Genomic DNA, 21177 nt, shown 5'->3' with positions numbered 1-21177 from the left:
GCTGCTTCGCCTGGATGCCCGGCTTCGGGTCGGGCGCGCGGCCGGCCTCCTTCGCGCGAACGAGCTCGCGCTGCGCGGGGATGATGTCGAAGAACACGTTCGCCGCCATCACCGTCCCGATCATCGCGCCGACCTGGAGCCGCGCCGCCCGAGGGCTGAAGAGCTCCGCCGAGCCCCACGCGGAGAGCGCGACGAGGACGAGGAGCACGGGCCACAGGACGCGCCCGTCCGATACCACGCGGTTGAGGCCGTCGTAGACGAGCCACGCCGCGCCGAGAAGTGCGATCGAGATCGCGACGGCGAGCCACGGATCGAGATCGTCGCCCGGCTTCACGAGCGCGCTCGACGCCTCGAGGTAGTAGAGGACGAGCATCAGCGCGAAGCCCGAGAGCCACGTCGTGTACGCCTCCCACTTGAACCAGGCGAGGTGATCGGGGAGCACGCGCGGGGCGACGACGTACTTCTGCACGTGGTAGAAGCCGCCGCCGTGCACCTCCCAGAGCTCGCCGCCGACACCTGCCGCCGCGTCTGCGCCGTCCTTCGGCGGGCGGAGCGACTGGTCGAGGAGCACGAAGTAGAACGACGTGCCGATCCACGCCATCGCCGCGATGACGTGGAGCCAGCGCAGGCCGAGATCGAGCCAGTCGCGGGCCGCGTCGGAGAGCGCGAGCGGCAGGACGGCCGTCATGCGCGCACCCAGCGATCACGGGCGATCGAGACGAGCTCGTCGAGCGCCGTCTCGAGCTCGAGCTCCGTGGGGTTGTCGATCCGCTCCCGCAGCACCTCCAGGATCTCGGTTTTCGGCCGCCGGTTCACGAACACGACGAACCGGAAGCCGTGACGCGCCTCGTAGTCCGCGTTGAGGCGGTGCAGCTCGGCCAGCACGGCGGGGTCGATGTCGGCCCCCTGCTCGGCGGCCGAGTGCCTGGAGAGGCCTTTGCGCTGTCCGATCGCGGGATGGGCGTCGAGCACTTCGCGCTTCTCGTCCAGAGGCAGCTCGTGCACGAGCGTGCGCGCCCGCACGAGCGGGTCCGGCTCCGTGGCGAGCCGCTCGACGAAGCGCGTGCGCCCCTCGAACAGCTCCGCCAGGTCCGCGACGGTCAGCTCCCCCGGTAGCTCGCGCATCCGTACGGGGAGACGAGGAGCGGGACGTGGTAGTGGCCGTCCTCCAGCTCGACCTGGAGCTCGACCCGGGTGAAGAACGGCGACGGTGGATGGAAGACGAGGCTGTACGTGCCGGCCCCCAGGCCGTCCGCGAGACGGGCCCTCCCGTCGGCATCCGTCTCGGCCGCGGCGACGCTGCCGGCGCCGCGACGGAGCTCGACCGTCACCCCCGCGGCGGGGCGGCCGGCGGCGGTATCGAGCACGTGGGTCGAGAGAGAGCAGCTCATGCGGCGAATCTTCTCGCCTGGACGCGATGGGCGCGAGCGATCTCGCCCTCGTCGGCCCGCACGAGCGCGCCGCCGCGGACGACGTCCTCGCCGCCGACGACCAGCCGGTCGACCCGGTGCGGGGCCGAGAGGACGAGCCCCGCGACGAGGTCCTCGGCGCCGCCGAGCTCGAGGCCGTCCGTCCGCCAGATCGCGAGGTCCGCCTGTTTGCCCGGCTCGAGCGAGCCGATGTCGTCGCGGCGGAGCACCTCCGCGCCGCCCCGTGTCGCGAGTCGGAGCGCCTCCCGCGCCGTCATCGCCTCGCCGCCGCCCCGCCCGCGCGCGACGAGAAGCGCCTGCTTGACCTCCATGAACAGGTCGCTCCGCTCGTTCGACGCGGAGCCGTCGACGCCGAGCCCGACGCGGACTCCCGCGTCGAGCAGCGCCCGCACGGGAGCGACGCCGGCGCCGAGGCGCAGATTCGAGGTGGGGCAGTGCGCGACGCCCGTGCCCGTCTGGGCAAAGCGTGCGACCTCCGCCTCCGAGAGGTGGACGCAGTGCGCGCACCACACGTCGTCGCCGAGCCAGCCGAGCCGGTCGAGGTACTCGACCGGGCTGCAGCCGTACAGCTCGCGGCAGTAGGCCTCTTCCTCCACCGTCTCCGCGAGGTGCGTGTGGAGAGTCAGCCCAAGGTCCCGGGCGAGCTTCGCGGACTCCTCCATGAGGACACCCGTGGCCGAAAACGGTGAGCACGGAGCGACCGCGATCTGGATCCGCGCCCCGGGGCCGCGCTCGTGCAGCTCGGAGTGGAGCGCCTCGGTCTCTGCTTGGACGGCGTCGAGGCTTTCGACGAGGTCGTCGGGAGGCAGTCCTCCGACGGAGGCGCCGAGGTCCATGGACCCACGCGCGGCGATGAGCCGGACACCCAGCTCGCGCGCCGCCTCCACCTCGGCCTCGACGATCCCGGGTCGCCCGCGCGGGAAGACGTAGTGGTGGTCGAAGACGGTCGAGCAGCCGGAGAGCGCGAGCTCCGCGAGCCCGGTGCGCGCGGCCGCGTACTCGGCCTCCGCGTCGATTCCCGCCCAGACGGGATACAGCTCGCGCAGCCACGTGAAGAGATCGGCTTGCTGCGCCCGTGCGCGCGTGAGCGTCTGGTACAGGTGGTGGTGCGTGTTGACGAGCCCCGGCGTGACGACAGCGCCGCCGAGGTCGATGCGGACGTGCTCGCCCTCGGGCTCGGCTCCCGCGCCGACGGCGGCGATCCGGGCTCCTTCGACGAGGGCCCAGCCGACCGGATGCTCCGTCCCGGCGTCGTCCATCGTCACGACCCAGCCGTTTGCGTAGAGCGTCCCCATCGGGGCGGGACGTTATCGTCCCGCGCTCGGCGAGCGTCCGACGGCGCCGCCGGAAGCGACTGGTGCCGGGTTCTACGAGGAGGCGCCGCTGACGGACGCCTTGGCGGCCTCCGCCATGTCCCCGCCGACGGCCTGGATGATCTCCGGGCGGTCGAGCAGGCGCGCGCGCTGCGCCGGGCTCTGCAGACGGTTGACGACGTAGCGGTCCTCGAGGATCTCGGAGAGGGCGCGCCCGCGGTCGTGCTCTCGGATCACGTACTGCGCGACGCGCTCCTCGCTCGTCGAGCGCTGGAAGAGAAACGAGAAGAGATCCTTCAGGGCCATCGACTCGATCCTACCGAGGCCACTCCAGATTGGCGTCCGGGATCGGGTCGCCGTGCGGGTCGTGGGTAGGGAAGCCGAGCGCTTCGTCGATCCGCGCCTCGAGCTCCTCCGAGAGCGCGTGCTCGAGCCGGTCGGCCTCGTCGTGCACCTCGTCGACGTGGATGCCGAGGGTCTCCGCGAGGTAGAGCTCGAGCAGCCGGTGATGGCGGATCACCTCGATCGCCACGCGCTCCCCCTCGGGCGTCAGCGAGACACCGCGGTACGGCGCGTGCTCGACGAGATGGAGCGCCGCGAGCTTCTTCACCATCGCGCTCGCCGACGCGGGTGACACCCCCATCTCGCGCGCGAGGCCCGTCGTCGAGACCTTTCCGCCGGCGTTCGAGAGGTTGTAGATCGCACGCAGGTAGTGCTGGATCGCGTCGGTCAGCATCGTCCGCGCCATGGCGCGAGTGTATTGCGGTTGTTCCGCGGCGGCCGGGCGCCCCTTGGTAGCGTCCGCGGGCCGTGGACGTCCGCGTCGGCCACAGCCCGGACCCCGATGACGCGTTCATGTACTGGGCGCTGACGACCGACCTCGTCGACATGCGCGGGTTCCGCTTCCAGCAGGTGCCCGCGGACATCGAGACGCTGAACCAGTGGGCGCGGGCCGCGCGTCTCGAGGTCACGGCGATCTCGCTGGCGACGTACCCGTTCGTCCAGCAGGACTACGCGTTGCTGCCGCACGGTGCGTCGATCGGAGCCGGTTACGGGCCGATCGTCGTCGCGCGCGAGCCGCTGGCGCTCGACGAGCTGCGCAGGCTGGAGATCGCGGTGCCCGGGAGGATGACCACGGCGTTCCTCACGCTGCGCCTCGTGCTCGGCGACTTCGCGTGCCGCGAGGTGCCGTTCGAGCAGATCCCGGACGAGGTCGCGAGCGGCCGCGCCGACGCCGGGCTGCTCATCCACGAAGGTCAGCTGACGTTCAGCGAGCTCGGCCTCGTGAAGGTCGTCGATCTCGGCGAATGGTGGCTGCTCGAGACGGGGCTGCCGCTGCCGCTCGGTGTCAACGTCGCGCGGCGCGACATCGAACGACTCCGCGATCTCTCGAGCGTGCTCCGCGAGGCGATCGCATGCGGGCTCGACCATCGCGCGGAGGCACTCGAGTACGCGCTCCAGTTCGGCCGCGGCATCGACGCGGCGGTCGCCGACCGCTTCATCTCGATGTACGTCAACGACATGACGCAGGACTACGGCGACGAGGGCCGGAGCGCAGTCTCCGAGCTCCTCCGTCGTGGTGAGGCGATCGGCGCCTTCCCCGAGCCCGTCGCCGTCGACTGGGTCAACTGAATCGGTCTAGGAGCCAGGCTGAAGCCCGGCACCTACTCTCCTACTCACTGAACGGCTCGACGGCGGCGTCGGTCTCCCGCCGAACGACGATCGCGACGGACGCCAGCACGATCGCGGCGCCGAGCGCGATCCGCCAGGTGATCCGCTCGTGGAGGAACAGCATCCCGAGCGCGATCGCCACGACCGGGTTGACGTACGCGTAGGTCGACACCGTGCCGAGCGGGACGTGGTGCAGCAGCCACACGTACGCGGTGAACCCGACGAGCGAGCCGACCAGGATGAGATAGGCGAAGGCGACCAGTGAGATCGCGGAGAACTCGGAGGGGTCGGGTCGTTGCGCGAGGCCGAACGGGAGGAACAGCACCCCTCCTGCGAGCATCTCGAACGCCGTCGCGACGAACGCGTCCTGCGGGAGTGGGATCCGCGACGACAGGTACGAGCCGGTCGCCCACGCGAGCGCGGAGATTCCGGTCAGCCCGATGCCCCACCAGGAGGCTCCGCCTTCCGGGTGGAAGAGGAGCGCGACGCCGGCGAAGCCGATCAGGACGCCCACGATCGCGAGCGGCGGAGGCCGCTCGCCCCCCGCGAGCCGCAGCAGCACGACGATGAGCGGCACCGAGGCGATGATCAGCGACGCGACTCCCGTCGGGACCGTCCGCTCGGCGACGAAGAGGATGCCGTTCGCGCCCGGAAGCAGGAGGCCGATCAGCGCGGCGCACGCGAGCTCCTTCTTCGTGATGCGGAGCGCGGCGCGCCCGCGACGGAGCGCGACGATCGCCGCCAGCAGCGCGCCGGCGATCAGGAACCGCCACGAGACAGCCGTGAACGCCGGGATCGTGTCGCCGGCGACCTTGATGCCGAGGTAGGTGGATCCCCAGATCAGGTAGACGGCCCAGAGGGCCACCCACGCCTTCGTCGTCACCGCTTCAGCGTGAGCGCGGCGCCCGCCGCGAGCAGCGCGATCCCGAGGGCGCGTGGCCAGCTGAGCGCGATGCGCTCGAAGCCGAAGAGTCCCCACTTGTCGATGACCGCTCCCATCGCGAGCTGTCCGGCGACGAGCAGCGCGATCGTCGCGGTCGTGCCGATCCTCGGCGACGCGACCGTGATCGTGAAGACGATGAACGTGCCGAGCAGCGCGCCGAGCCAGAGCCACTTGGGCGCGGACGCCGCCTCGCCCAGGCCACCGAGTCCGCGCCGCGCCACGAGCAGTACGGCGAGCGCGAGGGCAACAGAGAGGAGGAATGCCCACGTGACCGCTTCCAGCGACCCGACGCGCTCGCCGAAACGGCCCATGACCGCCGCCTGAGCGGCGCCCGCCAGGCCGGCCGCGAGGGCGAGCATCGCCGCCGCTACAGTCCCGCCGCTCATCGCGACGACGCTATACGCTCGAGCTGTCCCGGGCGCCCGGGAGCCGACACCCCGCCTCATGGCCGAGCCGTCCCACCCGAGCCCCGTCGACCCCGCAGAGCTGGGGTTCGAGACGATCGTCTACGAGAAGGCGCCTCCGCGCGCGACCATCCGGCTCAACCGCCCGGACGTCCTGAACGCATTCGACTTCCGGATGCTGCGCGAGATCGCGCGTGCCTGCGAGGACGCGTCGTGGGACGACGACGTCCGGGTCGTGGTCGTCACGGGCGAGGGCCGCGCCTTCTGCGTCGGCGCCGACCTGCGCACGTGGGAGGACACGCTCGTCGGGAGGCCGCAGGAGTACTGGAAGTGGTTCGGGGCGTTCAAGGACATGCACGACCGGATGCGCGAGCTCGGGAAGCCGACGATCGCGCGGGTCAACGGGATCGCGGTCGGCGGCGGCAACGAGCTGCAGATGGCGTGCGACCTCGCGGTGATGGTCGACGACGCGTTCATCCGGCACGTCGGGCTCGAGCACGGCTCCGTGCCGGCGGGCGGCGCGACGCAGTGGCTCCAGCTGATGGTCGGCGACCGTCGCGCGCGAGAGATCGTCTTCCTGTGCGAGGAGATCCCGGCGCCGCAGGCGGCCGAGTGGGGGCTGATCAACCGCGCCGTCCCCGCAGCCGAGCTCGACGCGGTCGTCGACGGCTGGGTCGAGAGCCTCGTGCGCAAGCTGCCGCAGACGACGCGCTACGCGAAGCAGCAGCTGAACGTCTGGCGCGACATGGCCTGGCACCAGACGATCGGCCACGCGCGCGACTGGCTCTCGCTCTCGATGCTCGGCGACGAGGCCCAGGGCGCGATCCAGGCGTTTCTGGACTCGCGGCGCGCGAAGGAAGAGGGGCGAGGCTGAAGCCACGCCGCGGCGTAAGGCGGGTATAGGCTCCGCACGGATGGCCGACGAGGTGCTCACCTCCCGCGACGGCGCGGTGCTCACGATCACCTTCAACCGGCCGGAGGTCTACAACGCGTTCAACCGGCCGCTGCACGCGGCACTTCGCGAGGCACTGACCGAGGCGCAGGACGCGGCCGTCCGCTGCGTGGTGATCACCGGCGCGGGTAAAGGCTTCTGTGCGGGGCAGGACCTGAAGGAGTTCGGTGCGGTCTCCGAGTCGATCGGGGACGCGCTCGAAGCGAGCTACCACCCGAACGTGCGTCTCGTCCGCGGGCTCGCGAAGCCGGTGATCGCCGCCGTCAACGGGCCGGCCGCAGGGGCGGGGCTCTCGTTCGCGTGCGCCTGCGACCTCCGCGTGGCGGCTGAGTCGGCCACGTTGGTCCCCGGCTTCGTCGGGATCGGCCTCGTCCCGGACGCGGGTGGCACGTGGTTCGTGCACCGGCTGCTCGGCTTCGCGAGGGCGTTCGAGTGGATGAGCTCGAACCGGCGGCTCTCCGCGGCCGAGGCGCTCGACTGGGGGCTCGTCTCGGAGGTGATCCCGGACGGCGCGTTCGCCGCGCGCGTCGCCGAGCTCGCTGCGGAATGGGCGGCACGGCCGACGCTCGCAATCGGGCGCACGAAGCAGCTCTTCGAGCACGCGTACGCCGCGGCGCTCGACGCGCAGCTCGCGCTCGAGGCGCAGCTCCAACAGGAGTCGGTCGGCACCGCCGACTTCGCGGAAGGGGTCGGGGCGTTCCTGGAGAAACGGGCACCGAGCTTCACCGGCACCTGAGCGAAGGAGAGCCCGTGTCCGAGATCGTCGCGTCCGAGGACGTCCCGCTTCCACACCCGATCCAGCTCGTCGTCACGGACGACCTTCGCCGCAACCGGCTCACGGTGTTCTTCCGGCTCCTGCTCGCGATCCCGCTTTTCGTCTGGATCGTGCTCTGGAGCCTTCTCGTCGCTCTTGCGATGATCGTGGCCTGGGTCGTCGGGCTGGTAACCGGGCGCGTTCCCGACGGCCTCCACGAGTTCCTTGCGCGGTACAACCGCTTCAGCACCCACCTGAGCGCCTACATCTGGCTCGTCGCCGACCCGTACCCCGGCTTCGTCGGCGATCCCGGCTACCCGGCCGACCTGCGGATCGCTCCGGCGACGTCGCAGAACCGCCTCACGATCCTCTTCCGCCTGATCCTCGCCATCCCGGCCGCGATCGTCGTGAACGTGCTCCAGAACGTCGCGTGGATCGTCGCGTTCCTGGGATGGTTCTACGCGCTCTTCACCGGCCGGATGAGCAAGGGCATGCGCGACCTGCTCGCGTACTGCCTCCGCTACCAGGCGCAGACCTACGGGTATGTGATGCTCCTCACCCAGCGGTACCCGAGCTTCTCGGACGAGTGACCCCGACGCGGGTCTCCGTCGTCGACTACCACACCGGCGGCGAGCCGTTCCGCATCGTGACGGGCGGCGTGCCGCCGCTCGAGGGCACGACCATCCTCGAGCGGAGGCGCTTCGCGCGCGAGCACCGCGACCGCTTCCGTCGCCTGCTCGTCTTCGAGCCACGCGGGCACGCCGACATGTACGGCTGCCACGTCGTGCCGCCGAACGACGACGGCGCCGACCTGGGCGTCGTCTTCTTCCACAACGAGGGCTATTCGACGGCCTGCGGTCACGGGACGATCGCGCTCGTGACCTGGGCGCTCGACGAGGGCGTCGTCGAGCGCAGCGAGGGCCAGAACCACGTCGTCGTCGACGTTCCTTCCGGGAGGCTCGAGACGTGGGCGACAGTCGAGGGCGGTCGCGTCCGCTCGGTGCGGTTTCGAAACGTGCCGTCCTTCGTCTGGGCCGAGGGCATCGAGGCCGCCGGCCGCGTGGTCGACGTGACCTTCGGGGGCGCGTTCTACGCGTCGCTCGAGGAGCGTGTCGAGCCGTCGGAGCTGCCGCGACTGATCGCCCTCGGACGGGAGCTGAAGGCGGCGATCGAGTCCGAGCACGAGGTCGTGCACCCGCTCGAGCCCGAGCTTCGCGACGTCTACGGCGTGGTCTTCTGGCAACAGGAGTCGGACGACCCGCTGACGCAGCGAAACGTGACGGTGTTCGCCGACGGCGAGGTCGACCGCTCGCCCTGCGGTTCCGGCACGTCGGCCAGGCTCGCGCTCCTGGACGCGCAGAGGCGCCTCCCGCGCGGAGAGCCGCTCCGTCACCTCTCGATCGTCGGCTCGGAGTTCACGGGCCGCGTCGTGGGCGAGTCCGAGGTCGCGGGCCTGCCGGCGGTGATCACCGAGGTCGAGGGCTCCGCCTATCGGACGGGACGGGCAGAGCTCGAGCTCGATCCGGACGACCCGCTCGGCGAGGGCTTTCTGCTGCGCTGACGACCTGGGGTGAGCTCAGCCGAGGTCGAAGTCACCGGCGAGCACACGGTCGAGATGTCCCGTGCGGTAGCCGCGCGCCGAGTCACGGACGAGGGGCGACGGTCCGGTCCGGTAGCGGCGGACGACGTTGCTCGCGGCCGGCGCGTCGTGGATCGCACCGCGTGCGCTCTCGGCCAGTGCCGGCCCTTCGATGCGCGGGCCGGGCTCGCGCGGGGCGACGCGGACGCGCGCCGTCTCGCGCTCGGCCGCCCGCGTGCCGTCACCGGACGCCTCGATCTCGCGGACGTGCAGGCCCGACTCCGGTGCGAGAAGCCTCCAGCAGCCGAGGCCGGAGATCGCGAGCAGCTGCCCGCCGTGGGCCGTGGCCCCGAGCGACTCGACGTGCATGCCGCGGTGGCGGCCCCACCCCACGTACATCTTGGCGAGCTGTGCGGCGAACGACGAGCCGGCGTCCTCGGCGCGCGTCGGCTGGACGTCGAGGAAGAGCTCGAAGGGATCGGACGCGGCGATGCCCTGGAGAGCTGCGTCGAGGACGTACAGCCGCGTCGACAGGAGCTCCACGAGCTCCCCGCCCGCGCGGCCATCGGAGTCGGCGCTGCGCTCGAGACGCGCGGCCAGTCGCTCCGCGGTGCGCGTCGCTGCCTCCAGACGATCGAGGTACTCGGCCTTGGCGAGCACGGCGAATCGGCCGGCCGTCTCCCAGAAGGTCGGCTCCCCGAGCGCCGCGAGCGCGCCGGCCTTGACCGGCTCGAGCGCCGCGACCTCGCCCGCAATTCGCCGCGTCTCGGCCAGCGCGAGCTGCACCGACTCGGGATCCCCGCGGCGCGTGCGCGCAAGCTCCCTGAGGTCGACGGCGCTCGCCCTCGAGCCCGCCGCTTCCTCCTCGTAGCCGGCGTCGGGGTCGACGAAGGTGACCTCGATCGCCGTGCCGCCGGGCGCGCTGACGAAGAGGAACTGATCCCCTTGCGGCACGGTCTGTTCCACGATCGCCTCCGCGACGGGAACGAGGACGTGCTGCTCGATGGCGCGCCGCAGCGGCCGGGCGCCGAGCTCCGGGCTGAAGCCCTTGTCGATCAGGAATGCGTACGCCGACTCGTCGACCTCCACGGCCCACGGGCGCTCTCGCAGGCCCCGCCGGGCGAGAGCCTGAGCGAGCTCCTTCACGAGGAGCGAGCGCATGGCCGACCGCGCGAAGGGACGGAACATGACGACGCGGTCGATCCGGTTGAGCAGCTCCGGACGGAACGTCGTGCGCAGTGCGCGCTCGGCCGCCGTCTCGCTGAAGCCCGCCTCGGCCGGTCCGAATCCGACGCCGGGGCCTGCCGCGATCGCCGAGCCGACGTTCGACGTGAGGACGATCACGCACCGCCGGAAGTCGACGAGGCGTCCGTGGGAATCGGTCAGGCGGCCGTCGTCGAAGACCTGCAGGAAGACGTCCCACACGGGCTCCGCCGCCTTCTCGAACTCGTCGAGCAAGACGACGCTGAAGGGGTCCCGCCGCACGTCCGAGATCAGTCCGGCGCCTCGTCGCTCGAGCGTCGTGTCGGAGAGCAGCCGATCGAGCGACTGCGGGGTCTGGAACTCGCTCATGTCGAGCCGCACGAGCCGGTCCGACGATCCGAAGAGGAACTCCGCGAACGCCTTCGCGATCTCCGTCTTGCCGGTGCCCGTCGGGCCGAGGAACAGGAAGACGCCGAGCGGTCGCGTGGGGTCGGTCAGGCCGGCCTTGATCATCGCCACGCGCTCGACGACGCAGCTCACTGCGTCGGGCTGCTCGAGGATGCGTTCCTCGAAGAACGCCCGCACGTCCTCGAGCCGCAGCGGCACGTCGGCGTCGAGGAGGGCGAGCGGCAATCCCGAGGATGACGCCAGAGCGGCGAGGACGTCGCCGGCGTCGAACTCCGATCGGCCGGCATCGACCGCCCCGAGCGCGGCGGCGCGCACGAGACGGAGGAGATTGCCGGGAGGCGACACTCCGGGGAGGAACTGCTGTGCGAGGTCGTACGTCCTGACGAGGGTTCCTTCGTCGGCGGTGACGTCGAGACCGTCGGTGGCGAGTGCGGCACGCGAGACCTCGATCGCCTCCGCCTGGTCGAGCGTGCGCAGCTGGATCACTTGGAAGGCGCTCGTGACCCGTGGCCGCGAGGCGCGCAGCGTCTCGAGCGCCGAGGGCGTGACCTCCGCGACGATCGTCACGGTTCCCGCCTCGACGTGGGGGAGCAGCGCGTCGAGCAGGCCGTGCGGACTGCGGTGGTGCTGCCCCGCGAACAGCGCCTCCTGCAGCTCCGGCAGCACCCAGATCATGTTGCGCCCGCTGATCGCCTGGGTGAGGTCCTTCACCCGGCCGTCAAGCTCACCCACGAAGACCGCGCCGGCCAGGACCTGCGAGGCCGTGGCCTCGAAGACGACGCTGTCGGCGATGCGTTCGAGCGCCGCACGGATGACCGCCGTCTTGCCCGAGCCGTGCTCGCCGACGAGGAGCACGGAGCTGCGAGGGACGCCCGTGAGCGCGGCCAGCACCTGCTCGACGACGTCCGACCGGCGGCCGACGAGGTGCGCGGGCGGATCGTCGAACGGTCGCTTCCAGACACGGCCGACGCCGCCGAGCAACTCCAGGGCCCGCCACTCCTCGAACGCCGCGCGTACCTCGTCGCCCATGTCGGGCCCGTAGCGGTCGAGATACGTCGAGAGGTCGTCGGCCTGACTCAGCGTCACGTGGCCGCTGAAGGTCCCGGCACCGACCCTCTCGCCGGCATCGAGGCGTCGACGGACGAAATCGACGACGTAAGCGGGGCGAATCCCGTCGACGCGCGCGAGGATGCGGCCGATCGAGGGCGCCACGGCATGCCGGGCGAGCGCGCGGAGCTGGAACGCGTCCTCGCAGTTCGAGGGCCGGGGAAGGCTGCGGATCGCCACGTCCGGCCAGTCGGCCGGAACGTCGTCCCGCCGTTCCAGCGCCGCAAGCGCCATCGACGCGGCCCATCCGTCGGGATGCCGGGCGAGCTCCACCACCGCGTCCACCGGCGTCGCCTCGTCGGCGAGCGCGTCGACGGCGGCGAGGAAGGCCGGCTCGAGCTCGAGCGCCTCCGGGACCATCCAGCCCCAGTCGTGGTCCGCCTCGAGCGCCTCGGCGCATGCGTGCGCGGTCTCGACGCCGTCGAGGGGCTCGTGTTCGATGCCCGAGAGAAGGTCCTCGAGGTCGAAGCCGTCCGGCTCGCGGCCTCGGCGCGTCTGCACCCATTCCCAGAGCACCCCGCCCAGGGCCACGAGACCCACGAGCGCCAATGCGCCGACGATCAGGTCGATGACGTGCACGCGCGCGTACCGTCGCGCGCCGCTCCGGCGCCGTCAAGGGAGCGCGTCGCGGGAGGGGGCCGTCAGGGCACGTCCATGCGGACGAGCTTCCGCACCGTGAGTGCGGTGAAGCCGACGACGACGATCGCGGCCGCGACGAGCGCGACGCCCGCGGAGAGCGGATTGTCGATCGTGGCGAGGCGGGCGCCGTCGAGCCCGTGGATCACTGCGAGGGTGTACCGGCGGATGCTGAGGAAGCGGACACCGTCGAGATAGGCCGCGAGCGTCGCCTCCCAGACGAACACGTAGACGAGGCCCATGAGGAGGGCGTGCCGCGTCGCGAGGCCGGCCCAGGTGAAGAGCGCGGCGTAGGCGGCGGCGCCGACGAGCAGGCCGGCGCCCGTCGCGAGCGCGCCCCCGAGCGCTCCCCCGTCGACGAGGGCAACGGCGACGGACCCGCTCGCGGCGACCGGGAGCCCTCCGACGACGAACGCGGCCGCGAGCTTCGGGAGAACGATGCGCCAGCGCGCGATCGGCTTCAGGGCGAGGTAGCCGAGCGTCCTGTCGACGAGCTCGTTGCCGAACGCCGACGTGGCGAAGAGGAGCATCACGAGCGGGAGGATCGCGGAGCCGATCAGCGTCCGCGTGACGTTGTCCGCGAACCGGGCGCTCGTGGTCGTCGACTCGCCGGTGCGGAAGACGAGCGCCGCGAGGACCGGCAGCGCCACCAGCCCGAGCACGAGCCAGAGGCGGCGGCTGCCGGCGAGCTGACGCACCGTGAGGCCGAAGATCGCCGTCACCGCCCGCTCCCTGTCGCGAGGTACTCGAAGACGCTCTCGAGCGAGTCGTCGAGCGGCTCGACGCGGGTGAGGCGGACGCCGAGCTCGCGTGCGACGGCCGGCAGCGACCGCTGGAGCGACGAGACGTCGCGGCTCATGACCCGCAGGCCGACGGTGCCCGCGATCTCGACCGACTCGACGGCCTCGAGCCCGACGAGCCCGGCTGCGAGCGCCCGCGGATCGGCGCAGTCCACGCGCACGTGGAACGGCCGGTCGTCGAGCTTCTGCCGGATCGCGCGGTAGTCGCCGCTCGCCGCGAGCTTGCCGCTGACCATCAGATGGATGCGGTCGGCGAGCTCGTCGACCTCCTCGAGGATGTGCGACGACACGAGGATCGTCCGGCCCTCGGCCGCGAGCGCGCGGATCACGTCGCGCAGGTGAAGTCGCTGCGCCGGGTCGGTGCCCGAGAGCGGCTCGTCCAGCACGAGCAGCGGGGGATCGTGCACCAGGGTCGCCGCCAGCCGCATGCGCTGGCGCATCCCGCGCGAGTAGCCGCCGAGCCGTCGGTTCTGGTGCTCGACGAGGTCGACCGTCTCGATCGCACGACGTACGGCGCCGTCCAGGTCCTCGACCTTCTGGAGCCGCGCCGCGAGCTCGACGAACCCGCGTCCCGTGAGGAAGTCGTAGACGGACTCGTGCTCGGGCATGTAGCCGATCCGCCGGTACACGCCGGGGTTCCGGCGCACCGTCTCGCCGAACACCGTGACCCTGCCCTGGGACGGCTGCGTCAGACCGCCGATCGCACGCAAGAGCGTCGTCTTCCCCGCGCCGTTCGGACCGAGCAGGGCCGTGACGCCGGGCTCCACGACGAGCGACACGTCGCTCACGGCGACGACGCCCGAGAACCACTTCGAGACGCCGTCGACGACGATCGTCGCCTCGGCGGTGGCGCTCATCCCCGCACCAGCCGGTTCGTCCGCCGCACCAGCCACCCGGCGAGCACGACCGTCAGGCCCAGGAGCCAGAGCAGCGCGACGCCGCCCGAGACGGGCCTGTCGAGCTCGTCACCGAAGATCCAGTGCACGCTGTCGACGAGCGACTGCGGGAGGCTCACGAGCGAGACCGCGTCGGCTCCGCCGCCCGAGAAGTCGTTCTCGGCGATGCCGCCGATCGCCGAGCCGATGAAGACGACGGCGAGCATCGCCACGGTCGCATACGCGCGCCTGGTGGCGAAGGACGAGACGAAGAGCGCGAGGGTCGTCAGCACGGCCGACACGACCGCGCCGGCGGCGAGGAACCGCGGGACGACATCCCAGTTGTCGGCGAGGAACGTGCCGGGCTGCTCGGCGTCCAGGGCGTTCCAGACGAAGAGGACCGCCTCCGGCGCCCACGCCGCGCCGAGCAGCACGGTCCCGAACGCCGCCCAGCGCGCACCCACGTAGTCGAGCGGCGTGATCGGCCGCGCCGCATAGAGCGACAGCACGCCGTCCCGCCGGTCGGGGCAGATCAGGAGCGGCGCCACGACCGCCGCGAAGAGCGCGAGCGGCACCATCGCCCACTCGTAGTAGTCGCCGTACGACGGGAGCTCGAAGTCGTCGGGGTTGGTCGCGGGGCCGACGAACGCGGCCACGACGACGAGGACGACCATCGGGACGAGCGCGAGCCCGAGCAAGAGCCACGGCGCGACCTTTGCCCCGACACCGCGTCCCAGCCCCAGCGAGATGCGGATCCCGTCCCGCCAGATCGCGCCCCGCCGGGCCCAGCGTCCGGTCCGCTCACCCTCGTACCCGTGGTAGCCGAGATCGAAGATCTCGGCGGGGCCTGAGGTCACGGCGCCGCCTCCGCCTCGCTCGTCTGGGCCGGCTCGCGCGTGAAGACGTCCGCCAGCGAGTGCCGCGCGGGCGCGAGCCGGTAGAGGACCCCGCCGGCGTCGACGATGACGTCGCGGAGCGTGTCGTAGTCGTCGCCCGTGACGGCTTCGAGCGTCAGGCGGCGCCCGTCGAGCGCCGGGGCGAGGCCACGTCGCCGAAGCCCCTCCGCCACGGCGTCCGCGCCCTCGAGGAGCTCGACCTCGAGCGTCTCGGTCTCTTCCGTGAAGCCCGAGACCGCACCCGTTCGCAGGAGCCGTCCCGCGTCGAGCACCACGACGGAGTCGCACGCGCGCTCGACGTCGCCCATCAGGTGCGTGGAGATCACGATGCTGATCCCGAAGTCGCCGCCGACGCGCCGGATCAGCTCGAGCATCTCGCGGCGGCCGAGCGGGTCGAGGCCGGCGGTCGGCTCGTCGAGGAACGCGATCACGGGATCGTGGACGAGGGCCTGGGCGAGCTTGACGCGCTGCTTCATTCCCGTCGAGTAGGTCCCCATCTGCCGGTATCGCTCCTCGAACAGCCCGACGTGACGCAGTACGTCGGACGCCCGCAGGCGGGCCGCCGTCGACGGCAGGCCGCTGATCCGGGCCATGTAGGCGAGGAACTCCGCCGCCGACACGTTGCGTGGCAGGCAGTCGTGCTCCGGCGCGTAGCCGACCCGTGTCCTCACCTCGGACGAGCTCCGCGCGTCCCGGCCGAGCACCTCGGCGGAGCCCGAGTCCGGGTCGAGCAGCCCGAGGAAGAGCTTGAGCGACGTGCTCTTGCCCGCCCCGTTCGAGCCGAGCAACCCCGTGATCCCCTCGTCGATCTCGAAGCTGACGCCGTCGAGCGCGCGAACGGAGCCGAAGGTCTTCGTCAACTCGTGTGCCCGCAGGAGCGCCATGGCCCCGGAGGCTAGCCGCGCGTCAGGCCGGCGGCCCTACGAGTGCGCGCAGGATCTCCTCCTCCTCCGGGAACCGGCCCTCGCGCTGCTTCGAGAACACGAGCGCCCCGTCGGCGACAACGTCGTACTGGCTGTTCGCGCCCTCCGTTGCGGTGGCCTCGTGCCCTGCGTCCTTCAACACGGCCACGAGACTCGCGGCCCGGCGGTCGTAGCCGTTTCAGACGGGGCAGTAGAAGATCTCGACGCGCATGCCTGGAGGCTACTACCCGAGACGCGGGCGGTGGCGCTCGACGATCGCCGCGGTGTCGACGCCTGTCGGCAAAGTCCCGTAGGCGCGTCCGCCCTCCCCGCCGAGACGGGTCGCGCAGAATGCATCGGCGACGTCGGAGGGCGCGTGCCGGACGAGGAGCGACCCCTGGAGGCAGAGCGCAAGCAACTCGACGAGGCGGCGGGCGCCTGGCTCGTCGGCGGCCTCGAGCTCGGCGTCGAGCCGCTCGACCGCGGCGTCGAGGTGCCGGTCGGCGCCGCGGGCCAGGGCGAGCTCGTCCCGGAACGCCTCGCGGCTTTCCGGCTCGCGCCCGAGCGCCCGGAGGACGTCGAGGCAGTTGACGTTGCCCGACCCCTCCCACACGGAGTTGACCGGGCTCTCGCGGTAGAGGCGCGGCAGGCCCGACTCCTCGACGTAGCCGTTGCCGCCCAGGCACTCGAGCGCCTCCGCCACGAGAGGCGGCGTCGCCTTGCAGACCCAGTACTTCGCGACGGCGGTTGCGAGCCGCCTGAACGCGTGGTCGCCCTCGTCGAACGCGCGTGCGATCCGCAGTGCCGTGACCGTCGCCGCCTCGGAGTCGAGACAGAGGTCGGCCAGCACGTTGCTCTGGAGCGGCTGGTCGATCAGCTGCCGGCCGAAGACCGTGCGGTAGGCCGCGTGGTGCGTCGCCTCGGCGACCGCACGGCGCATGAGCGCGGTCGAGCCGAGCACGCAGTCGAGCCGGGTGTGGACGACCATCTCGATGATCGTCGCGACGCCGCGGCCCTCGTCGCCGACGCGGTGCGCGACGGCGTCCTCGAGGCGGATCTCGGCCGAGGCATTCGAGCGGTTGCCGAGCTTGTCCTTCAGACGCTCGATCCGGAAGCCGTTCCGTGTGCCGTCGTCGAGGAGCCGCGGCAGGAGGAAGCAGGTCAGTCCGTCGCGCGCCTGCGCGAGGACGAGGAACGCGTCGCTCATCGGCGCCGAGCAGAACCACTTCTCGCCGTTGAGCCGGTAGACGTCGCCGGAGCGGTCGGCGACCGTCGTGTTCGCGCGGACGTCCGACCCGCCCTGGCGCTCGGTCATCGCCATCCCGCAGAGCGCTCCGGTCTTGTCGAGGTGGGAGCGTGGCCCTGGCTCGTAGTGGGTGGACGTGAGGCGCCCCTCCCACTCGCCCGCGAGCTCGGGCGCCGACGACCGGAGCGCCGGAACCGCCGCGAACGTCATCGAGAGCGGACATCCGACGCCGGCCTCGGCGTAGCCGAGCGTCATGAAGAGGACGGCGCGAACGACGTGACCGTTCTCCTGCTCGCGCCAGGGAAGGGAGTGGAGCCCGTGCTCGACCCCGAGACCGAGCAGCTCGTGCCAGGCCGGGTGGAACTCGACCTCGTCGATCCGCTCGCCGAAGCGATCGCGCGTGCGCAGGACCGGTGGGTACTCGTTCGCGAGGCGACCGAGCTCGAGTGGCCCCTGGCCGCAGTGCGCACCGAACGCGGCGCAACGCTCCTCCTCCGCCCCGCCGCCTTCGCGCCGGAGTGCCTCGACGAGTGGGCGGTTCTCGGAGAACAGGTCGTAGCCCTCGAGCGGCGGCGGCTGGTTCACGGCATGGAGGAAGGCCCCCGTCGTCATCAGATCGTCTTGAACTGCTCGAAGGGCTGGCGGCAGGCGTTGCAGTAGCGGAGCGAGCGGCACGGGGTCGGGCCGAAGACGTTGTCGAGTCGCGTGTCCGTGGAGCCGCACCACGGGCACTCGAACGGCCCGCGCTCGAGCTGGAGGAGCGTCGGCGCGCCGGCGCTGCGGGGCGCGGGGGGTGCGAAGCCGGCGTCGCGCAGCTTCTCGCGGCCCTCGGGCGTGATGCGGTCGGTCGACCACGAGTCGTCGAGCACGACGTGGACGACGGGCTCGGCGCCGAGCCCGCGCACGGCGTCCTCGATCTGGTGGCGCATCGTGTCGAGCGCGGGACACCCCATGAACGTCGGCGTGAAGTCGACCTCCACCCGGTTGCCGGCGACGCGGACGTCCGCGACGACCCCGAGGTCGACGATCGAGATCACGGGGATCTCGGGATCGGGGATCTCCGCGAGCGCGCGCCAGACCGAATCGGCTTCGAGTCGCGCTCTGGGGCGCGGCTTCAGCCTCGCACCTCTTTCTTCGGGCGCTGCGCTCACCACCGCGCTCCCGCCGGAGCCGACCGGCGCACCATCGTCATCTCCTCGTGAAGCTCGGCCAGCTCGGCCTCGTGGCGCCCTCGCGCGATGGGCGCGACCTCCCGCATGGCGCGCCCGAGCTTCGCCTCGACGCGCCGCACGAGCTCGGGACGCAGCGCGTCGTCCAGGACGCCGAGCGCGTACGGCCAGAGCTCGTCGAGCGCCTCGTCCAGGCGTCCGCGACCCTCGTCGGTGCCGAGGAGCCGGTCGATCCACATCTCCGCGTGGATCCGGTGGTACACCTCCTCGCGGTCGATCTTCGCGGCGATCCCCGCGAGCTCCTCGTCGTCGGACTCCTTCAACGCATCGAGGCGGATCGCGTCAGCCGTCTCGTACAGCCAGTGACGCGCGATCGTCCGCGCCCACTCGAGCCTCCTGAGCTCGACGAGGGGCGCGGAGCGGTACTCCTCGAGCGGACGATCGAAGGCGAGCGCGTCGGCGTCGGTGCCGAGCTCGCGTGCGGCGAGCTCGTACAGCGCCCGCGCGTGGCCGATCTCGTTCTGGGCGATCGAGGAGAACGCGACGTCCTCCTCGAGGAACGGCGCGATCCCCGTCCACTCCGAGTTCCGCCAGCCGAGGATCAGTTCGTCATCCGCCAGGCTGAGCAGGAGCTGCGCCCGCTCGTTCACGTGCCTCCTTCAGTCGTTCCTTGATCGAATAGCCGTCCACGCGACGGTACTTGAGGTCGAACTCGTCGACGAACTCCCCGATCTCGTTGACGGCCTCGCGGGGGACGAGCCAGAGCGCGTCCGACTCTCCGCGGCGGCCGTACTGCTCCCGGGCGTAGATCTCGGCGAAGCGCTCGTCGGGCGCCACGATCGACCCGGCGTGCTGCATCGCAGAGCCGGCGCGCTCCCGTCGGAACACCTCGTAGACGGCGGTCATGCAGCCTCGGCGAGCACCGCACGAGAGACCCAGTCGACCTCGGCCCGCGAGAGGCGGCGGAAGGCGATCCGCTCGGCGGACGCCGGCCCGTGGCCGGAGACGACCGCCGTCAGCTTGTCCCAGTCGGGCTCCGTGTACTCCCACGTGCCGTCGTCGGCGCGCCGGAGCTTCGGGTCGGGGAGCGTCAGGCCGAGCTCCCACACCTGCGACACGTAGCCCTCGAGGAACTGCTGGCGCGCCTCCTCGTTGCCCTGGCTCTTGATCCGCCAATGCACCATCGGATCCTCGTCGGCCGGAATCGGGTTCCCGTGGAACATCATGAGCGGCTCCCACCAGCGGTCGAGCGCCTCCTGCACGAGCTCCCGCTGACCGTCCGTGCCGGTGACGAGCGTGAGGATCACGTCGCGGCCGTGGAGGATGTGGAACGACTCCTCCCAGCAGATCTTGCGCATGATCCGCGCGTACGGCGCGTACGAGCACTTGAGCAGGGCCTTCTGCGAGATGATTGCGGCCGCGTCGACGAGCCAGGCGATCACGCCGACGTCGCCCCAGGTTCGCGTCGGGTAGTGGAAGACGTTGTGGAACTTCGAGCGGCCGGCGATGAGGTCGTCGAGGCACGCCTCCCGCGGCTTGCCGAGGTCTTCGACGATGCGGTAGAGGAGTTGCGCATGGCCGACCTCGTCCTGGATCTTCGCGGTGAGAGCCAGCTTGCGCTGGAGCGTGGGGGCGCGGAGGATCCAGTCGCGTTCGGGGAGGACGCCCATCAGCTCTGAGTTCGCGTGCATCTCCACGAACTTCGTGAGGCGCTTGCGGTACTCCTCCGGCATCCACGCGCCGGTCTCGACGAGGCCTCCCGACTGGACGTGGGCGAGGAACTCCGCTGTACGGCCGTCCACGCCTCGATGCTACCGAACGATCGGTAGCATCGTCCACATGGCCACGAGGCGCGACGAGCTCGTCGCGGTCGCCGCGCGGCTGTTCGCGGAGCGCGGCTACCACGGGACGTCGATGGCCGACCTCGCCGAGGCGATGGGCGTCCAGAAGGGGTCGCTCTACTCGCTGACCGGCTCGAAGCAGGACCTGCTGGTCGTGGTCACGCGGGAGGGTGCGGCGGCGTTCCATACCGCGCTCGACCGCGTTCCGGAGGACGCCGATCCTCTCGCCCGGATCGGGGCGGCGCTGCGCGGCCATCTCGCGGTCGTCGCCGAGCAGGCGGACACCGCCACCGTCTTCACGCGGGAGTGGCGGTTCCTCGAGGAGCCCGAGCTGACGGCCTTCCGTGACGAGCGGCGCCGCTACGAGACGCGCTGGCGCTCGCTGCTCGCGGAAGCCGCAGAGCGGGGAATGCTGCGAGCCGATCTGGATTTCGAGGCGACCGTCTTGCTCGTCCTCTCTGCCGCCAACTGGGCCTACACGTGGATCCGGCCGGGAGCCGACACGGATGCGCTCGCCGACCGGTTCTTCGCGGTCTTGCTGGACGGCGTCAGGGGGTACGCGACCCGCCCGGCGTAGGGTGTCGCGCGTGGGCGCGCTCCTGATCGTCAACCCTCACGCAAGCCAGGTCTCGGAGGAGCTCGTCGAGCGGGTCGTCGCCGAGCTGCCGAGTGGCCTGGACGTGGCCCGCACGTCCGGACCCGGCGACGCGACCGCGATCGCGCGAGAGCGCGAGGCCACCGTCGACGCCATCTACGTCCTCTCGGGAGACGGCACGTACAACGAGGTGCTGAACGGGGTCGAGGGCCGGGTGCCGCTCGGTTTCCTCCCCGGCGGCGGGACGAGCGTGCTGCCGCGCGCGCTCGGCCTCGGGCGCGAGGCAACCGCAGCCGCACGGCTCGTGGGGCGGGGAGCGACGCGGCGTATCGGGCTCGGCCGGGTCAACGGCCGGCGCTTCGCGTTCAACGCAGGCATCGGTTTCGACGCGGAGCTCGTTCGACGCATCGATGAGCAGGGTCGTGCCGACGACGGCCGCCGTCCCGGCGACGC

At 71.7% G+C, this 21177-nt stretch carries 26 protein-coding genes; 7 read left to right on the top strand and 19 right to left on the bottom strand.

Going from position 1 to position 21177, the window contains the following annotated elements; all coding sequences use genetic code 11:
• The 6 genes from VNM44_RS05135 to VNM44_RS05110 all read right to left on the bottom strand — a co-directional run.
• Positions 1-688 (bottom strand): urate hydroxylase PuuD (locus tag VNM44_RS05135; protein ID WP_325623359.1); only part of this gene is annotated, 688 nt, incomplete at its 3' end.
• Positions 685-1125, bottom strand: coding sequence for a 2-oxo-4-hydroxy-4-carboxy-5-ureidoimidazoline decarboxylase (locus tag VNM44_RS05130; RefSeq protein ID WP_325623357.1), 441 nt, complete (start codon positions 1123-1125; stop codon positions 685-687). The genes VNM44_RS05130 and VNM44_RS05135, both read right to left, overlap by 4 nt.
• Entirely contained in the window at positions 1101-1391 is a 291-nt protein-coding gene (locus VNM44_RS05125) for a hydroxyisourate hydrolase (protein WP_325623354.1), read from the bottom strand. The genes VNM44_RS05130 and VNM44_RS05125 overlap by 25 nt, the downstream gene beginning before the upstream one ends.
• Positions 1388-2725 carry an 8-oxoguanine deaminase gene (locus VNM44_RS05120; protein ID WP_325623352.1) on the bottom strand — a complete coding sequence of 446 codons (1338 nt, stop codon included), beginning with the start codon at positions 2723-2725 and terminating at the stop codon, positions 1388-1390. Before VNM44_RS05120 ends, VNM44_RS05125 begins: the two co-directional genes overlap by 4 nt.
• Positions 2726-2797: 72 nt before the next feature.
• A complete protein-coding gene (locus tag VNM44_RS05115; protein ID WP_325623350.1) occupies positions 2798-3049 on the bottom strand; it encodes a hypothetical protein in 252 nt (83 codons plus the stop codon).
• A gap of 10 nt (positions 3050-3059) precedes the next feature.
• Complete coding sequence (locus VNM44_RS05110; RefSeq protein ID WP_325623347.1) at positions 3060-3491, bottom strand: metal-dependent transcriptional regulator; 432 nt, start codon at positions 3489-3491, stop codon at positions 3060-3062.
• A 62-nt stretch (positions 3492-3553) separates the two neighbouring features.
• Here VNM44_RS05110 and VNM44_RS05105 point away from each other — a divergent pair, with 62 nt between their 5' ends.
• A complete protein-coding gene (locus tag VNM44_RS05105) occupies positions 3554-4375 on the top strand; it encodes a menaquinone biosynthesis family protein (RefSeq protein WP_325623345.1) in 822 nt (273 codons plus the stop codon).
• 40 nt (positions 4376-4415) lie between these two features.
• On the opposite strand, the gene VNM44_RS05100 is transcribed toward VNM44_RS05105, so the two are convergent.
• Both VNM44_RS05100 and VNM44_RS05095 read right to left on the bottom strand, forming a co-directional pair.
• Positions 4416-5297, bottom strand: a complete 882-nt coding sequence (locus VNM44_RS05100; protein ID WP_325623343.1) for an EamA family transporter — start codon at positions 5295-5297, stop codon at positions 4416-4418.
• Complete coding sequence (locus tag VNM44_RS05095; RefSeq protein WP_325623340.1) at positions 5294-5743, bottom strand: DMT family transporter; 450 nt, start codon at positions 5741-5743, stop codon at positions 5294-5296. The genes VNM44_RS05100 and VNM44_RS05095 overlap by 4 nt, the downstream gene beginning before the upstream one ends.
• Before the next feature lie 58 nt (positions 5744-5801).
• On the opposite strand from VNM44_RS05095, the gene VNM44_RS05090 reads away from it, so the two are divergent.
• Genes VNM44_RS05090 through VNM44_RS05075 form a run of 4 tightly spaced genes read left to right on the top strand, consistent with a single transcriptional unit; the run spans position 5802 to position 9028 of the window.
• Complete coding sequence (locus tag VNM44_RS05090; protein WP_325623338.1) at positions 5802-6635, top strand: enoyl-CoA hydratase/isomerase family protein; 834 nt, start codon at positions 5802-5804, stop codon at positions 6633-6635.
• 40 nt (positions 6636-6675) lie between these two features.
• Positions 6676-7449, top strand: coding sequence for an enoyl-CoA hydratase-related protein (locus tag VNM44_RS05085; protein ID WP_325623336.1), 774 nt, complete (start codon positions 6676-6678; stop codon positions 7447-7449).
• Positions 7450-7463: 14 nt separating this feature from the next.
• Entirely contained in the window at positions 7464-8057 is a 594-nt protein-coding gene (locus VNM44_RS05080) for a DUF4389 domain-containing protein (RefSeq protein ID WP_325623334.1), read from the top strand.
• On the top strand, positions 8054-9028 hold the full coding sequence (locus VNM44_RS05075; RefSeq protein WP_325623332.1) for a proline racemase family protein: 975 nt from the start codon (positions 8054-8056) through the stop codon (positions 9026-9028). Before VNM44_RS05080 ends, VNM44_RS05075 begins: the two co-directional genes overlap by 4 nt.
• A 15-nt stretch (positions 9029-9043) precedes the next feature.
• Here VNM44_RS05075 and VNM44_RS05070 read toward each other — a convergent pair whose 3' ends face one another.
• The 11 genes from VNM44_RS05070 to paaA form a co-directional block, all read right to left on the bottom strand.
• Positions 9044-12343, bottom strand: coding sequence for an AAA family ATPase (locus tag VNM44_RS05070; RefSeq protein ID WP_325623330.1), 3300 nt, complete (start codon positions 12341-12343; stop codon positions 9044-9046).
• Between the two features lie 62 nt (positions 12344-12405).
• Entirely contained in the window at positions 12406-13122 is a 717-nt protein-coding gene (locus tag VNM44_RS05065) for an ABC transporter permease (protein WP_325623328.1), read from the bottom strand.
• Positions 13119-14057, bottom strand: a complete 939-nt coding sequence (locus VNM44_RS05060) for an ABC transporter ATP-binding protein (RefSeq protein ID WP_325623326.1) — start codon at positions 14055-14057, stop codon at positions 13119-13121. The genes VNM44_RS05065 and VNM44_RS05060 overlap by 4 nt, the downstream gene beginning before the upstream one ends.
• Complete coding sequence (locus tag VNM44_RS05055; protein ID WP_325623324.1) at positions 14054-14932, bottom strand: hypothetical protein; 879 nt, start codon at positions 14930-14932, stop codon at positions 14054-14056. The genes VNM44_RS05060 and VNM44_RS05055 overlap by 4 nt, the downstream gene beginning before the upstream one ends.
• Complete coding sequence (locus tag VNM44_RS05050) at positions 14929-15855, bottom strand: ABC transporter ATP-binding protein (protein ID WP_325623322.1); 927 nt, start codon at positions 15853-15855, stop codon at positions 14929-14931. Before VNM44_RS05050 ends, VNM44_RS05055 begins: the two co-directional genes overlap by 4 nt.
• Positions 15856-15877: 22 nt before the next feature.
• Complete coding sequence (locus tag VNM44_RS05045; RefSeq protein ID WP_325623320.1) at positions 15878-16042, bottom strand: Rdx family protein; 165 nt, start codon at positions 16040-16042, stop codon at positions 15878-15880.
• 75 nt (positions 16043-16117) lie between these two features.
• Positions 16118-17731, bottom strand: coding sequence for an acyl-CoA dehydrogenase family protein (locus VNM44_RS05040; protein ID WP_325623318.1), 1614 nt, complete (start codon positions 17729-17731; stop codon positions 16118-16120).
• Positions 17731-18270 (bottom strand): 1,2-phenylacetyl-CoA epoxidase subunit PaaD, encoded by a 540-nt coding sequence (paaD, locus tag VNM44_RS05035; RefSeq protein WP_325623316.1) that lies wholly within the window; start codon positions 18268-18270, stop codon positions 17731-17733. Before paaD ends, VNM44_RS05040 begins: the two co-directional genes overlap by 1 nt.
• A complete protein-coding gene (gene paaC, locus VNM44_RS05030) occupies positions 18267-18938 on the bottom strand; it encodes a 1,2-phenylacetyl-CoA epoxidase subunit PaaC (protein WP_325623314.1) in 672 nt (223 codons plus the stop codon). Before paaC ends, paaD begins: the two co-directional genes overlap by 4 nt.
• Positions 18898-19194, bottom strand: a complete 297-nt coding sequence (locus VNM44_RS05025; protein ID WP_325623312.1) for a hypothetical protein — start codon at positions 19192-19194, stop codon at positions 18898-18900. Before VNM44_RS05025 ends, paaC begins: the two co-directional genes overlap by 41 nt.
• Positions 19191-20090, bottom strand: a complete 900-nt coding sequence (paaA, locus tag VNM44_RS05020) for a 1,2-phenylacetyl-CoA epoxidase subunit PaaA (protein ID WP_325623310.1) — start codon at positions 20088-20090, stop codon at positions 19191-19193. The genes VNM44_RS05025 and paaA overlap by 4 nt, the downstream gene beginning before the upstream one ends.
• 37 nt (positions 20091-20127) lie before the next feature.
• On the opposite strand from paaA, the gene VNM44_RS05015 reads away from it, so the two are divergent.
• Positions 20128-20706, top strand: a complete 579-nt coding sequence (locus tag VNM44_RS05015) for a TetR/AcrR family transcriptional regulator (RefSeq protein WP_325623308.1) — start codon at positions 20128-20130, stop codon at positions 20704-20706.
• Positions 20707-20716: 10 nt separating this feature from the next.
• Positions 20717-21177 (top strand): diacylglycerol/lipid kinase family protein (locus VNM44_RS05010; RefSeq protein WP_325623306.1); only part of this gene is annotated, 461 nt, incomplete at its 3' end.

Source organism: Gaiella sp. (genome assembly GCF_035558935.1).
GTDB lineage: Bacteria > Actinomycetota > Thermoleophilia > Gaiellales > Gaiellaceae > Gaiella.
Note: the sequence above shows the minus strand (reverse complement) of the source record. Positions and strands in the feature narration are given on the sequence as shown.